Here is a 14100-nt window from a genome sequence, read left to right as displayed (position 1 = left end):
GTGGACAGACCCGAAGGGATTTCGGGGCCATAGTTGTCTCATCACAGAAACACACGGTCACCGAGACCGACAAATCGAGGAGAACATGATGAGCACCAACACAATTCGACCTGAAGCACTTTCCTTCTCCGGCCTCAGCATGGCAGCTCTGGTTGCCCGCTCCGCCGGTGCGAACACGGTGAAGTCGATGACCGACACATCCGTCACGACGGCGATGATCAGCAATTCGGGTCGCGGGGCCCTGTATCTGGTCCACGCGTCCAATCCGAACGGCGACTGGGTCGTCCCGCCGGCGGACTACATCCTCCCCAACATGAACGTGAACGTTGTGGCCACGAGCAAGAACCAGAACGACTTCCCCATCGTGCTCACGTACCGCTCCGACGACGGTGGAGTGTTTGTCTTCAGTGCCACCAACTCGAAGACCAGGGCGGATGCCGGCGGTACGTACGCCCCCGACAGCCACGACGTCACGGTGACGATGACCTCGGGTTACCCGGCCATGAACGTCACGTACGTGCTTCGGTGACGCTTGCTCACTCCAACAATCCCTGCCGCATTGCAGCGGCGACGGCGGCGCCTCGATCGTTGACTCCGAGTTTCTCGTAGAGGCGCTGCACGTGGGTTTTGACGGTGGAGGGCGCAAGAAAGAGTTGTGAGGCAATGGCCGGGATGCTGGCGCCCTGCGCGATCAATCCGAGAACCTCACGTTCGCGCGCGCTGAGCGTCGGACCGGACGGTTCACTACGACGCCGAACCTCTCGTACCAATCCGGCGGCGATACTGGGCGGCAACACATCTCGTCCCGCAGCACAGTCGAGCACGGCACTCACGATCTCGGCGCGAGTGGATTCCTTCGGCAGGAATCCGGCAGCACCGGCTTGCAGGGCCTGGTACACGACAGACGATTCGTCGTGAGCGCTGAGCAGAAGCACACGCGTCGGAAGCTCGTCTCGAACGACTGCGGCGGCGACCTGAGTTCCATCCAGGTGCGGCATCCGGAAGTCGAGCAGCGCGACCTGCGGGCGTAGTTCGCGGATCATTGCGAGCGCTGCTGCGCCGTCGTCGGCCTCGCCCAGGACGTCGATGCTGTCACTGCCGGTCAGAGCCCGAACCACGCCCTCACGGAACAGTGGGTGGTCGTCGCCGACCACCACGGAAACCTTGCCGGCCAGCGGCTTCGTGCCTTCGCGCATTGCTCACTTTCTCACGCCCGTACCAGCAATGCGAGCACTTACGCCTCCCCCGATCGGGGGACATGAGATTCAACCCCGCCACGGCCCCGTCGGCGGACATACAGCAGCACTCCTTCGCGACAAGATTGATTCATCGCCGAGAACGGCAACCACACACCATCCCAGGAGCAGACATCATGCGTACCAACACCACTCGCTTCGTAGCAGTCACCGCAATCGCCCTCGCTGTCGGCGGAACCGCACTGGGAACCGCAGCGATCGCCAACGCCGGCACCATGCCCACCGACGGCCCGACGGTTGCCATGACCATCACCAACAACACCGACAACCCGATGCTGCTGGACAGCGCGTCCAACCCCTACGGACAGTGGATCAACGGCCCCCGCTCCTACCTGGCCCCGCACACCACCGAGATCGTCACCGCCTACAGCAGCGATCCCCGCGGTATCGGTGTCGACGTCACCTACAACGTCGCCGACGGCGTCCAGACGGTCATGGCTGCCAACAACTACGTCGGCAACCCCACCCTCGACGGGACTCGCATCATCGGCGACCCGACGCACGTCATCCTCACCGACTACATGGCCACCGGCTACCCCACGATGAACGCCTCCTACGACGTCTTCACGCAGAACTGAACCAAGCGTTGATGCAACCACGAACTTGATCCGCTACGGCCCACGACCCGGTATCCGCATGGATGTCGGGACGTGGTGTGCGCTGACCAGCTCAGACGCGTTCGACCAACACGCAGCGGGCGCCACTGAAGATCGTGGGCATGCACTTGTTGCAGTGGATGCACAGTGATTGGGTATCGGATTCGGCCGCGATCCGATTGATCAGATCCGGTTCTCTGAGCAGCGCCCGTGCCATGGCGACGAACTCGAACCCTTCCGCCATTGCGGTATCCATGCCCGCTTTGTCCGTGACACCCCCGAGCAGCACGAGCGGCAACTTCACCGCAGCACGAATCTGCCGAGCCTCTTCCAGCATGAACAACGGCTTGTACGGATAGGTATGCAACATGCTCTTCCCCACCAACTGCACACCGAGTCGAACAGGTTGCGGCATCGCGGCGGCGAACTCGCGGATCGGCGCATCGCCCTTGAACAGGTACATCGGGTTGAGCAGTGAACTGCCCATCGTCAACTCGAGCGCGTCGACGCTTCCGGATGCTTCGAGCCACTGCGCCACCTGGATTGCTTCGTCCACCCAGAATCCGCCTGGCACACCGTCGTCCATGTTCAGCTTGGCCAAGATCGCGATCTTGTCACCGACGGCATCGCGCACACTGCGTGCAGTTTCGAGTACGACGCGAGCCCGGTTCTCCAGCGATCCGCCGTAGGAGTCCTTACGACGGTTGAGTTTCGGGCTCAGGAACGAGCTCGCGAAATAGTTGTGACCGAAGTGGATCTCGACGGCGTCGAATCCTGCCTCGACGGCAAGTCGCGCAGCGCTCCCGTGCGCCGCCGCAATTCTGGTGATGTCCGCTGTCGTGGCAGTGCGAATCATCCTCATGCTCAACGGATTGAACGAACTCGACGGTGCCAGCGCGGGCAGTCCGGTCGACTTCTGATTCGCCACGGGACCGGCATGGCCGAGCTGCGCCGACGCAGCAGCACCTTCGGCGTGAATGGCATCGGTGAGCCGCCGAAGCCCGGGGAGGGCATCGGGCCGCATCCAGAGCTGGCCGTATTCGGTGCGCCCTTCCGGTGCGACGGCGCAATACGCGACGGTGGACATCCCGACTCCGCCGGCGGCTGGGCGACGATGGAACTCGATCAGCTCGTCGGTGACCAGGGCGTCGGGAGTTTCGCCTTCGAATGTCGCGGACTTGATGATTCGATTTCGAAGGGTCACCGGGCCGAGCTTCGCCGGGGCGAGCACGTCGGGAGCAGTGGTCATCGAGTTTGCCTCTCGCGGGAGTTGTTTGCAGGACGGTAGATCGATGGCCCCGAGCCGGCTAGGGCCCGTGCCACGGAGCGGGAAACGGCTTCAGCCCGGCCGAGGAGGCCGGGCTGAAGTCGTCATTGCCGTTCAGACGCGTCCGAAGTACGCATCCTTGAGCACTGCCAGGTCGTCGATGTCCTTGGCATCGGCGTCGAGAACCACCTTGCCGATGTCGAGGACCGTGACATGATCGGCGACGCTCATCGCGGCCTCGACTGCCTGCTCGACCAGTAGAACAGCCAGGCCGGTTTCCTTGAGTTGTTGGACGCGGTCCATCACCTCACCGACGATCACGGGAGCGAGACCGCCCGAAGGTTCGTCGAGAAGGAGCAACCTAGGCTGCGCCATCAGCGCTGCGCCGATCGCGAGCATCTGCTGCTGACCGCCCGACATGGAACCGGCGGGAAGCGAACGCTTCTCCCCCAGGATCGGGAACATCTCGTACAAAAATTCGACGGATTCCATAAGCTCGCCGCGCTTTGCCTTGCGGGTGTACCCGCCCAGCAGGAGGTTCTGCTCGACGGTCTGCTTGTGGAAGACCCGCTTGCCCTCCTGCACGTACGCCATCCCCTGTCGTACCCGTTTGTGCGCGGGGACTCCGGTGATGTCGGCGCCGTCCATCTCGACGGTTCCGGAGGCCACCTTGTTGAGGCCGGACAGGGCACGGAGCGTGCTCGTCTTGCCTGCGCCGTTGCGTCCGAGCAGGGCGGTCACCTGACCGGGATAGACGTCGAACGAGACATCCCAGACGACGCGCAGATCGCCGTACCCGGTCTGCAAGTTTCGGACCTTCAGAATCGGTTCCATCACTTCACCTCACTGGTCTGATGGTCTACCGCGCCGATTTCTTCGAGAAGTGCTTCTTCGTCACCGGACTTGACTCCGAGGTACTCGCTCAAGACGCGTGGGTGATGTTCGATGGTTGCCGCATCGCCGGTGGCGATCACCTGCCCTTGCGCCAGCACGACTATCTCGTCGGCCAGCGAGAGGACGAGGCGGAAGTTGTGCTCCACCAACACCACTGTCGCCCCGGCATCTCGCAGTACCCGGATCAGATCTGCCAGGCGTTCGAGTTCGTCCTCGTCGAGTCCGGATGCCACCTCGTCGAAGAGGACGACCCTCGGTTCGGCGATGACGGCGCGAGCAACCTCGAGCATGCGACGCATCCCCAGGGGCAGCGACGTCGCGATCTCGTTGCGCAAGTGCGACATCCCCACGAGTTCGAGGACACGCTCGGCCTCGACGATGTCGGCCTTCGCGATCCTGCGGAAGCTGGGCAGGCGAAGCACAGCCGACGCCATCGACGCTCGGTGCACCGAATAACGTCCGGATGCAACAGCTTCCAGAACCGTGATGTTTTCCGGAATCGTCGGAGTTTGGAACGTGCGCGCCACACCCACGCGCGCCACCTTGTGCGGCGACGACTGCGAGACCACCGTGTCACCGATCGTGATCACGCCCGCATCTGCGGTGTAGAAGCCGCAGATCATGTTGAGCATGGTCGTCTTACCCGAACCGTTGGGCCCGATCAACGCGGTGACCTTACCGGCCTCTGCGGTCAGGGTTGCCGCATTGAGCGCCTGGTTGCCACCGAACGCTTTGGACACTCCGTCGACCACCAACCGTGCTCCGTTGATCGGCGCCAGTTCCGGTGTCCCACCGCTGTTTTCCTTTGCAGTGACTACGCCCAGGCCGGCCTTGCGATCGAGTTTCGAGACGATCGCTCGCCCGACCTTGGTCAAACCCCCGGAGAGAAGCACACCGCCGATGATCAGGAAGCCGCCGTAGAAGATCAGCGAATACTCCTGGAACGCCGTCGACTGGTTGGGACCGAGCTGCATGATCGCGGCACCGACCACGGCGCCGTACACACTTGCCGCACCGCCGAGGATCGACGCCGCCAGAACTGCTGTGGCAAAGGTGAACCCGAAGGCTTCCGGCGAGATGAACAGGTCGGTGTTGGCGAACAGCGCACCCGCCAGACCGGCGGGGAACGCACCGATGGCATAACCGAGCAGCTTCATCCGGAACACCGATACACCCTGCGACGACGCCAGAACCGGCGACTGCTTGAGCGTGCGGAACGCGATGCCGTGCCGCGAGACCACCAGGTTACGCATCACCGCGAACCAGAGCACGGTCACGACGACGACCACCATGTAGTACTGCTGGGTGTCGAGTTCGGAACCGAAGAACGTCGGCGGCTCCATACCGGTGAGGCCGTTTCGGCCGCCGGTCTTGCCACCGAAGATCGCCAGTACGTCCGGTACCAGCAGAACCAGGAAGAACGACGTCATCGCCAGGGACCAGTTGCCCAGGCGCAGACCGGGAACACCGGTCAGGATTCCGACCGCCAGTGCCACTGCTCCGGAGGCAGCAAGCTGAAGCAGAATGTCGGTGTGACCTGCCTGGGACATCAGACCCGCGGTGTAGGCACCGGCCGCGTACATCGCTGCCTGGCCGAGTGCCAGTTCACCGGCAAAGCCGAGGCTCAAGTTCAGGCCACTGACCACAAGTGCCAGGATGCAGGCCAATTGAATCTGACGTGATGTCGACAGGTCGAGTCCCATCACGGGCAGCAGCAGGATCACCACGGCCAGGACGAGTGGGATGATCCAGCTCGGTAGGGAACGGAAAGTCCGCCACGCACTTACCATCTCACACCACCCGTTCTCGGACATTGCCGAACAGTCCAGCCGGTTTGACCATCAAGATGACGATCAGCACCGTGAAGACGGCGATATTGCTGTACTGACTTCCCGCCCACAGGGCGGTGAACGATTCCACCAGGCCGACGGTCAGACCGCCGATCAAAGCGCCAGGCAGAGAGCCGAACCCGCCGATCGCCAACGCCACGAATCCCTTGAGGGCCAACGCTGCACCCAACGTCGCAACTGCAAACGTCTTGGGGCCGACGAAGAGTCCGAGGACACCGGCCAAGGCACCCGAGAAGGCAAACGCTCCCAGTGCCAACCGTCGTACGTTGACTCCTCGCAGCATCGCCGCTTCACGATCCTCGGAGATGCCGATCAGAGCCAGACCCGTCATCGTTTTCTTCGAGACGTAACTCAACCCGACGACCAGTGCGATCGCCGCAACCAGCAGAGCGATCTCGACCGGGTAGGTACGGCCGCCGAGCAGGGTGATCGGTTCGTTCGATCCGAAGAACGGAACCGTGAGAGGTTCACTACCCCAGATCAATTGAGTGGCGCCGTTGAGCAGAGTTGCGACACCCAACGTCGTGACCAACTGGTTCTGGTGATCGGCCACCGGTCTGATCGCGACGATCTCCTCGACCGAGGCGAGGAGCATCACGGTCACGGTAGCCATGACGGCCACCACGAGAACGGGGAGTTTCAGGGTCACCAGACCCGTGTAGGCGACAAAGGTGCCCACCATCATCAGCTGAGCTTGAGCGAAGTTGAATGTGTTGGAGGAAACGAAAACGATGTTGTACCCGATGGCAACCAGCACGTAAACCGCGCCGAGCGCCAATCCGGACCACAGAATGGTCATGACGCAGCCGGGTTTCCGAACTGACCGTTGAGGATCTTCGTCGGGCTGATGAACTTCAGCTCGCTGGTGTCCGGGTTCGGGCCGTGGTTGTCGGAGCTGAAGTTGTAGCGCGAGAGGAATGCGGTCTTGGCATTCTCCTGGACCTCAGTGGTTTCCAGTGCTTCGGCGAGCTTCTTCGGATCGGTCGAACTGCCGACCTTCTCCGCTGCCGCCGCGACGAGGGGGAATGCGTCGTAGTTGTCCGCGAGGATCAGCGTCGACGGGATGGAGCCCAGCGAAGCCATCGTGTCCACCATCGTGTTGACGAGTGCGTTGTTCGGATCGAACACCGTGCTGCTGAACACCTGCGTCACCAGGTTCTTCACCTGCGGGGTGCCGAGCACACCGGCGGGCGGATCATTGGCGATGAGGTTGGTGGCAGACACCGAGGTGTTTCCGACCAGCGGCACGTCCCAGCCGAGTCGCTCGAGGCTTTGCAACACGTATCCGAGAGGAGCGCCGTACGCATCCAAGGCGATTGCCGCGGCGCCCGAATTCTTGAGCGACTGCAACTGCGCCGTCATGTCCAAAGCGGCGGCGTCGTACTCCTCGTTACCGGCGGCCTTCAGACCTGCGGATTGCAAAGCACTGGTCATTTCTTCGCCGAACAGCTCACCGTAAGCGGTGCTGCCGTGCAAGACTCCGACGCTGCTGTAACCCTTGGACTTCGCGTACTCGGAAATTCCGCGAGCGGTATCGGTCGCACCCGGAGCCAGATCGAAGTTGAGCGGGAACTTCGAGGGGTCCGTCGAATCGGGAGAGGGAGCCATGCTCATCGAGAGAATGTTGTTCTGCTTGAGGATCGGCAGAACCGCAGCCGCGATCGACGACGGACCCGAGTTCAGGTAGAGGTCAGGCTTGTTCCCCGAATTGATGGCTTCGCGCAGCTTGGTGACGGCGATGGTTGCGTCACCCGCGTCGTCCACCGTAGTGAGCTCGATCTGACGGCCACCGATCCCCCCGGCTTCGTTCTGGACCTGAACGCCCGCCTTGGTGGCGAGCAGCGAGGTCTGCGAATTAGCCGCGAGGACTCCCTGTGCACTGATCCCGCCGGTCAGCAGCACACGGTAGGGCGAGTCCGCACCTCCGTCGGACTCCGAAGAACCACTGCACCCTGCAAGAGCCAGAGCCGTCACGGCAACTGCCGCAACAAGAATGGGCCGACGATTCATGTCTGCACTCCTAGAACACATGTATGCACCGAACGTCAGGCGAATACCTGACGAAAGAATGATCGGCCGGTGGACGTGCCTGATTTCGAGCACCAGCCAACCAAGCACCCGCTTGATGATCTAGCAAGCAGTTGCTTGGGATGGAGCATAGAATGTGATCTGGATAACGTCAAACGCTGAAAAGTGGAGTCATGGAAGCGGACGCTATGCACATTGAGGCGGCGTCGACAGATCTCTTCCCGCTGGGTGGAAACGCCGAAACGGCTCCACGCCCTGGCGGATTCGACGAAATGAATCCGACAGGGCGTGGAGCCGTTTGTGTAAAGGTCCGACTATCGCTGGTTGCGGGGCTTCCAGACCACCAACGCGTTGTTGCGCGGAATCGGCACGAGATCCCGGCGATAGCCCGCATGGACTTTCGCGATCTCCTCGGCCAATTCGCGGACGCGATGCTGCAGAGCCTCGACCTGGTTGGTCAGTTCGATGATTCGTTTGATTCCGGCAAGGTTGACTCCCTCGTCCTGCGAAAGCCGTTGTACTTCACGAAGAAGCGCAACATCGCGCGGGGAGTAGCGTCGTCCGCCACCGGTGGTTCGATGCGGGGTGACCAACCCGAGTCGGTCGTAGTTACGCAAAGTCTGCGCGTGCATTCCGGCCAACTCGGCTGCCACCGAGATCACGAAGATCTGAGCGTCAGGATCGACCGTCGCATCCCATTGATTCTGCGGTCGCTCTGTCATCATGCACCGGCCCACCCGGCCCGTGGATCGAACCCGCTCGCCTTCTCGGCTTCGAGATAGGTTTTCAGCGCTTCGATCGCCGGGTCGTCCAACTTCTGCGGAACGGATACCTTGACCGTGACCAGAAGGTCACCGGCACCGTCCGGCCGCTTGGGGATACCGCGTCCGCGAACTCGCAGAATGCGTCCGTCCACCGTTCCAGCCGGAACCTTCACTCCGACACGGCCTTCCAAAGTCGGCACGGACAGTGTCGTTCCCAGCACCAGCTCGCCGTAGCTCACCGGAACCGTCAGTGTCAGGTCGTCGCCGTTGCGTCCGAAGACACTGTCCGGCTTGACGCGGATGTTGACGAACAGGTCGCCGGCCGGAGCGCCGCGGAGTCCCGCTTCGCCCTTGCCCTTGAGTCTGATCTTCTGACCGTCGCTCACACCGGCAGGCACGCGAACCGTGATGGTCCGTGTGCGATTGGTGACTCCGCTACCGTGGCAGTCTTCACACGGCGAGTCGATGATCGAGCCGGTTCCCCGGCAATCGTCACACGGCTCACTGAATCCGAAGGCGCCCTGGTTCCGGCTGACCACGCCGGTTCCGTTGCAATGTGGGCACACTCGCGGGCTGGTGCCTGGCTTTGCGCCGCTGCCGTGACACGTGGTGCACGACGTAGGGCTGGTCAGACGAAGAGGGACGGTGACACCGAGCGCTGCTTCACGAAAGGCGAGCGTCGTCTCGGTCTCGAGATCCTTGCCTCGACGCGGGCGGTTGGGCGCAGCTGTTCGCTGGCCCGCTCCCCCGCGGTTGAACAATCCGCCGAAGATGTCTCCGAGACCCGAGTCCTGCCCACCGGCCCCGCCGCCGAACAGGTCGTTGATGTCGAAACCACCAGCGCCGGGGTTGAATCCGCCGCCGCCCTGCGCGCGGGGGCCGAAGCCGCCGCTGGCAAAGAGGCGCCGAGCCTCGTCGTACTCCTTGCGCTTGTCCGGATCAGACAGAACGGCATGAGCTTCACTGACGGACTTGAAACGCTCTTCGGCCTTCGCATCGTCAGGGTTGGCGTCGGGATGAAGATCCCGAGCCAGCTTGCGATACGCCTTCTTGATTTCGTCGGCCGTCGCGGTGGACGAGACGCCCAGCTCCTTGTAGAAGTCCTTCTCGATCCACTCCCGTTGACTCACTGGGCGTCTCCTCCTCTCACTCTTACTTCGCTTCTTGTTCCGAACCGTCTGCAGGCTTGTCGCCTACCCGGTCCGTCACGGCCACCATTGCGGTCCGAAGGACCCGGTCGCCGAGCTTGTATCCCTTGCGCATGACCGTCCCGAGTACCGGGTCGTGGCCTTCGCCTTCATGTTGCACCGCTTCGTGGAGTGCGGGATCGAAATCGTCACCCTCGCTACCGAAGTCGGTCAAACCCAGACCCGTCAGAGTCGTGTTGAGTTTGTCTGCGAGTGCACGCAGTGGACCCGATTCGAGGTCACCGTGTGCCCGAGCGCGATCCAGGTCGTCGAGAATTCCGATGAGCTCGGTGATGACCGAAGCCCGCGCGGTTTCCTTGATGACCTGCTTGTCACGCTCGACGCGACGACGGTAGTTGGTGAACTCCGCCTGAAGTCGCTGCAGATCCGCAGTCCGTTCGGCGAGCTGATCGGTGGCGGATGCTTCCTCCACGATCGACTCTGCTTCCTGAACTACCCCTGTGTCTTCCGAGTCGAGCGGCGGCAGGGATTCCCCCGCCGCCTCTCCCTGTGCACCGGTCTCGGGGTCGACCGGGTTGTTCTCGGGGTTGTCCGAGGTCACTTCTTGTCCGAGTCGGTGGGCTCGTCGACAACCTCGGCGTCGACGACGTCGTCGTCATTGCCTGCGCCGTCGGTGTTTCCGGCCTCGTTTGCAGCGGAAGCCTCGTAGATGGCCTGGCCCAGAGCCTGCGACTCGGTGCCCAGCTTCTCCACTGCGGTCTTCACTGCAGCGATGTCGGTGCCTGCCAGGGCGTCGTTGACGTCCTTGACCGCTGCCTCGACCTTGGTCAGGATCTCCTCGGAGACCTTGCCCGCGTTCTCACCTTCACGCTGCTCCTTGACGAACTTCTCCGTCTGGTGGACCAGCGACTCGGCCTGGTTGCGAACCTCTGCCTCTTCGCGACGGGCCTTGTCTTCCTCGGCGTGAGCCTCGGCATCCTTGACCATGCGCTCGATCTCTTCCTTGGACAGACCGGAGCCGTCCTGGATCTTGATCGTGTTTTCCTTGCCGGTGCCCTTGTCCTTCGCCGTCACGTGCACGATGCCGTTGGCGTCGATGTCGAAGGTGACCTCGATCTGCGGAACGCCACGCGGGGCGGGCGGCAGATCGGTGAGCTCGAAGGAGCCGAGCAGCTTGTTGTGCGAAGCGATTTCGCGCTCACCCTGGAAGACCTGGATCTGCACCGAAGGCTGGTTGTCGTCAGCGGTGGTGAAGGTCTCGGAACGCTTCGTGGGGATCGTGGTGTTGCGCTCGATGAGCTTGGTCATCACGCCACCCTTGGTTTCGATGCCGAGGGAAAGCGGCGTGACGTCGAGGAGCAGAACGTCCTTGACCTCACCCTTGAGCACACCGGCCTGGAGTGCGGCGCCGACGGCGACGACCTCGTCCGGGTTGACGCCCTTGTTGGGCTCACGGCCACCGGTCAGTTCACGAACCAGATCGGAGACGGCCGGCATACGGGTGGAGCCACCGACGAGCACGACATGGTCGATGTCCTTGACGGCGATTCCGCTGTCCTTGATCACTGCCTGGAACGGCGCACGAGTGCGATCGAGCAGGTCCGAGGTGATCTTCTGGAACTCGCTGCGGGTGAGCTGCTCGTCCAGGAAGAGCGGGTTCTTGTCCGCGTCGACCGTGATGTACGGGAGGTTGATGGAGGTGCTCTGCGAGCTGGAGAGCTCGATCTTCGCCTTCTCCGCAGCCTCACGCAGACGCTGCAGGGCCATCTTGTCCTTGGTCAGATCGATGCCGTTCTGAGCCTTGAACTTGTCGACCAGCCAAGCGACGACGCGCTCGTCCCAGTCGTCGCCACCGAGGTGGTTGTCACCGGAGGTTGCGCGAACCTCGACGACACCGTCGCCGATTTCGAGCAGGGAGACGTCGAAGGTGCCGCCACCGAGGTCGAAGACCAGAATGGTCTGCTCGGTGTCACCCTTGTCGAGTCCGTATGCCAGTGCAGCCGCGGTGGGCTCGTTGACGATACGAAGGACGTTGAGGCCGGCGATCTGGCCGGCTTCCTTGGTTGCCTGACGCTGTGCGTCCTCGAAGTACGCGGGGACGGTGATGACGGCGTCGGTGATGTCTTCGCCGAGGTAAGCCTCCGCGTCACGCTTGAGCTTCATGAGCGTGCGGGCGCTGATTTCCTGCGGCGTGTACTTCTTGCCGTCGATTTCCACGTTCCAGTCAGTGCCGATGTGGCGCTTGACGGAGCGGAGGGTGCGGTCGACGTTCGTGACTGCCTGGTTCTTCGCGGGCTGACCGACGAGAACCTCGCCGTTCTTGGCAAATGCGACCACCGAGGGGGTGGTACGTGAGCCTTCGGCGTTGGCGACCACTACGGGCTCGCCGCCCTCCAGCACTGCAACTACCGAGTTGGTCGTACCGAGATCGATACCGACTGCACGAGCCATAGTGTTCCTACCTTTCGTTCTGCGGTTCTCTGCCCGAGTGGTTGATCTCGAACATGACCGCGAGTTTTTCGCTTGGTGAGCGTCCTCCGCTCAAGTTTGCCTCCGACCGTGGCCGGGAGTCAACTTGAAGTTGAGCCGAGGGCGCTCAAGCTTGTCGAAATGGTCAACTACAGCCCACGTAGATTTGTTCCCGCCTTCCCCGAAAAGCCGGAAAAGTGCGCCACATCACTTCCGTATCTCTCCGAATGGCTACGATCGGCCGGTGACCGATCCCGACAATTCTCCCGCGCGACCTCCTCGCCCGTCACCTCCACGCCCGGCACCCGAGCGACCCGACGTCTCGGTTCGGCCGCTCCGACCTGCAGCGAGCGACGAGACACCCAAAGCCGTGACATTGTCTACCTCTGCCTGGATCGGCTCGTTCGTCGTCCTGGCCGGAATCGCCGGAGTGGTAGTCACCAGCCTCGACGACGTCCGGTCGGCTCTCGAAGAATCGACTGCGCGCGACAATCCCGGATACTCGTCCACCGACATCTCCGATGCCGTGACCGTCGTACTCGCGGGCAGCGGCGGCGGCGCTCTCGTCCTGGTCCTGCTCGCACTCATGAGCCTTCAACTCCTCCGCGCACGCAAGAACGCCGGGCGGGTGATGACGGCGATCGTGGGAGTCGTGAGCATCGCGGCCGGACTCGGCTTCATGTCTCTGGTCGACGGCGCAGCAGACATCGGCGCCGGAGTTCTGAGATGGGGCCCGATTCTCTACTGCGCCCTGGTCGCGGTGGCGGCGATCGCTCCGTTCGCTCCCGGTGTCAGCACCTGGCTGCGGGGACGCCGATGAAGGTTCACGTACAACTGGACTCCGCGCCGGGCGCGGGCGCTGCTCGTAGCCGTGAACTCGCGGAGACCGGCGCCGGTGGCCTGTTCACGTTCGAGGGACCACACGACGTGTTCTTCCCGCTCGTCGAAGCAGCATCGGCCGTCGACCTCGACCTGATGACCAACGTCGCCATCGCATTCCCCCGCAGTCCCATGCATCTGGCGCATTCGGCCAACGACCTGCAGTTGCTCAGTCGCGGCCACTTTCGACTGGGTCTCGGATCGCAGATCAAACCGCACATCGAAAAACGCTACAGCGCAACGTGGTCGCGTCCGGCGGCCCGCATGAAGGAGACGGTCGCAGCGGTCAAGGCGATCTTCACTGCGTGGGAGAACACCTCGACGCTGAACTTCCGCGGCGAGTTCTTCACCCACACGTTGATGCCTCCGACGTTCGATCCCGGCCCCAACCCCTATGGGCCGCCGCCCATCCTGATGGGTGCGCTCGGACCGGTGATGACCAGGACGGCTGCCGAGGTGGCCGACGGACTACTGGTCATGCCGTTCCACACGCAACGTCATTTCCTCGAACGAACACTTCCGGCCGTCGATGCCGGTCTTCGCGAATCCGGCCGCACCCGAGACGAATTCACGATCATCCCGCAAGTCATCGTCGGCGTCGGCCGCGGCGACGATCAACTTGCCGCGGCCGCCAGAGGCGTCCGAGCCCTGCTCTCGTTCTACGGTTCGACGCCCGCATACCGTCCGGTGCTCGACGTCGAAGGGTGGGGCGAGGTCCAACCGGAACTCAATGCCCTGTCGAAGCGAGGTGGCTACACCGAGATGGCGTCGCTGATCACCGATCCGATGCTGACCACACTCGCCGTCGTCGGCACTCCCGAAGAGTGCGCCACCGAGATTCGGCGGCGGTTCGGCGAACATGCCGACGAAGTGTGCTGCTATTTCCCCGGTTACGACGTAGAACCGTCAGACGTGGCGTCGATGATCTCGTCTCTCACCTGAACCCGGT

The 14100-nt window shown here is 62.8% G+C and carries 14 protein-coding genes; 4 read left to right on the top strand and 10 right to left on the bottom strand.

Going from position 1 to position 14100, the window contains the following annotated elements; genetic code table 11:
* Positions 1 to 88 precede the first annotated feature (88 nt).
* On the top strand, positions 89 to 529 hold the full coding sequence (locus ABH939_RS19710) for a hypothetical protein (RefSeq protein WP_039972735.1): 441 nt from the start codon (positions 89 to 91) through the stop codon (positions 527 to 529).
* Positions 530 to 536: 7 nt separating this feature from the next.
* Here the strand turns inward: ABH939_RS19710 and ABH939_RS19705 are convergent, their stop codons facing one another.
* Positions 537 to 1196 carry a response regulator transcription factor gene (locus ABH939_RS19705; protein ID WP_218694960.1) on the bottom strand — a complete coding sequence of 220 codons (660 nt, stop codon included), beginning with the start codon at positions 1194 to 1196 and terminating at the stop codon, positions 537 to 539.
* Positions 1197 to 1372: 176 nt separating this feature from the next.
* Between ABH939_RS19705 and ABH939_RS19700 the strand changes: the two genes are divergently transcribed.
* Positions 1373 to 1834, top strand: coding sequence for a hypothetical protein (locus tag ABH939_RS19700; protein WP_007726708.1), 462 nt, complete (start codon positions 1373 to 1375; stop codon positions 1832 to 1834).
* Positions 1835 to 1925: 91 nt separating this feature from the next.
* Here the strand turns inward: ABH939_RS19700 and ABH939_RS19695 are convergent, their stop codons facing one another.
* The 9 genes from ABH939_RS19695 to dnaK form a co-directional block, all read right to left on the bottom strand.
* A complete protein-coding gene (locus tag ABH939_RS19695) occupies positions 1926 to 3101 on the bottom strand; it encodes an NADH:flavin oxidoreductase (RefSeq protein ID WP_218694961.1) in 1176 nt (391 codons plus the stop codon).
* A gap of 132 nt (positions 3102 to 3233) precedes the next feature.
* A complete protein-coding gene (locus ABH939_RS19690; protein ID WP_218694962.1) occupies positions 3234 to 3953 on the bottom strand; it encodes an ABC transporter ATP-binding protein in 720 nt (239 codons plus the stop codon).
* Entirely contained in the window at positions 3953 to 5803 is a 1851-nt protein-coding gene (locus ABH939_RS19685) for an ABC transporter permease subunit (RefSeq protein ID WP_003944379.1), read from the bottom strand. Before ABH939_RS19685 ends, ABH939_RS19690 begins: the two co-directional genes overlap by 1 nt.
* A 1-nt stretch (position 5804) precedes the next feature.
* Positions 5805 to 6662: a branched-chain amino acid ABC transporter permease gene (locus ABH939_RS19680; RefSeq protein WP_007726703.1), complete on the bottom strand. Its 858-nt coding sequence runs from the start codon at positions 6660 to 6662 to the stop codon at positions 5805 to 5807.
* On the bottom strand, positions 6659 to 7873 hold the full coding sequence (locus ABH939_RS19675; RefSeq protein WP_007726702.1) for an ABC transporter substrate-binding protein: 1215 nt from the start codon (positions 7871 to 7873) through the stop codon (positions 6659 to 6661). The genes ABH939_RS19680 and ABH939_RS19675 overlap by 4 nt, the downstream gene beginning before the upstream one ends.
* Positions 7874 to 8205: 332 nt before the next feature.
* A complete protein-coding gene (locus tag ABH939_RS19670; protein WP_003944355.1) occupies positions 8206 to 8616 on the bottom strand; it encodes a heat shock protein transcriptional repressor HspR in 411 nt (136 codons plus the stop codon).
* Positions 8613 to 9785: a molecular chaperone DnaJ gene (gene dnaJ, locus ABH939_RS19665; protein WP_003944329.1), complete on the bottom strand. Its 1173-nt coding sequence runs from the start codon at positions 9783 to 9785 to the stop codon at positions 8613 to 8615. Before dnaJ ends, ABH939_RS19670 begins: the two co-directional genes overlap by 4 nt.
* 22 nt (positions 9786 to 9807) lie before the next feature.
* Complete coding sequence (gene grpE / locus ABH939_RS19660; RefSeq protein ID WP_003944430.1) at positions 9808 to 10404, bottom strand: nucleotide exchange factor GrpE; 597 nt, start codon at positions 10402 to 10404, stop codon at positions 9808 to 9810.
* On the bottom strand, positions 10401 to 12254 hold the full coding sequence (gene dnaK, locus ABH939_RS19655; protein WP_003944365.1) for a molecular chaperone DnaK: 1854 nt from the start codon (positions 12252 to 12254) through the stop codon (positions 10401 to 10403). Before dnaK ends, grpE begins: the two co-directional genes overlap by 4 nt.
* A gap of 262 nt (positions 12255 to 12516) precedes the next feature.
* Between dnaK and ABH939_RS19650 the strand changes: the two genes are divergently transcribed.
* Both ABH939_RS19650 and ABH939_RS19645 read left to right on the top strand, forming a co-directional pair.
* Positions 12517 to 13092, top strand: a complete 576-nt coding sequence (locus tag ABH939_RS19650) for a hypothetical protein (RefSeq protein WP_039972689.1) — start codon at positions 12517 to 12519, stop codon at positions 13090 to 13092.
* A complete protein-coding gene (locus tag ABH939_RS19645) occupies positions 13089 to 14093 on the top strand; it encodes a TIGR03617 family F420-dependent LLM class oxidoreductase (protein ID WP_042452226.1) in 1005 nt (334 codons plus the stop codon). Before ABH939_RS19650 ends, ABH939_RS19645 begins: the two co-directional genes overlap by 4 nt.
* Positions 14094 to 14100 lie beyond the last annotated feature (7 nt).

This window comes from Rhodococcus sp. 27YEA6 (assembly GCF_044908235.1).
Classification (GTDB): Bacteria; Actinomycetota; Actinomycetes; order Mycobacteriales; family Mycobacteriaceae; genus Rhodococcus_F; species Rhodococcus_F qingshengii.
Note: the sequence above shows the minus strand (reverse complement) of the source record. Positions and strands in the feature narration are given on the sequence as shown.

What these genes read in the sequence shown, in the direction of transcription:
- ABH939_RS19670 (WP_003944355.1), bottom strand. Translation starts at nt 8,616, where the DNA reads ATGATGACAGAGCGACCGCAGAATCAATGGGATGCGACGGTCGATCCT.
- ABH939_RS19700 (WP_007726708.1), top strand. Translation starts at nt 1,373, where the DNA reads ATGCGTACCAACACCACTCGCTTCGTAGCAGTCACCGCAATCGCCCTC.
- ABH939_RS19685 (WP_003944379.1), bottom strand. Translation starts at nt 5,803, where the DNA reads ATGGTAAGTGCGTGGCGGACTTTCCGTTCCCTACCGAGCTGGATCATC.
- ABH939_RS19680 (WP_007726703.1), bottom strand. Translation starts at nt 6,662, where the DNA reads ATGACCATTCTGTGGTCCGGATTGGCGCTCGGCGCGGTTTACGTGCTG.
- ABH939_RS19645 (WP_042452226.1), top strand. Translation starts at nt 13,089, where the DNA reads ATGAAGGTTCACGTACAACTGGACTCCGCGCCGGGCGCGGGCGCTGCT.
- ABH939_RS19690 (WP_218694962.1), bottom strand. Translation starts at nt 3,953, where the DNA reads ATGGAACCGATTCTGAAGGTCCGAAACTTGCAGACCGGGTACGGCGAT.
- ABH939_RS19695 (WP_218694961.1), bottom strand. Translation starts at nt 3,101, where the DNA reads ATGACCACTGCTCCCGACGTGCTCGCCCCGGCGAAGCTCGGCCCGGTG.
- ABH939_RS19705 (WP_218694960.1), bottom strand. Translation starts at nt 1,196, where the DNA reads ATGCGCGAAGGCACGAAGCCGCTGGCCGGCAAGGTTTCCGTGGTGGTC.
- ABH939_RS19675 (WP_007726702.1), bottom strand. Translation starts at nt 7,873, where the DNA reads ATGAATCGTCGGCCCATTCTTGTTGCGGCAGTTGCCGTGACGGCTCTG.
- ABH939_RS19710 (WP_039972735.1), top strand. Translation starts at nt 89, where the DNA reads ATGAGCACCAACACAATTCGACCTGAAGCACTTTCCTTCTCCGGCCTC.
- dnaK (WP_003944365.1), bottom strand. Translation starts at nt 12,254, where the DNA reads ATGGCTCGTGCAGTCGGTATCGATCTCGGTACGACCAACTCGGTAGTT.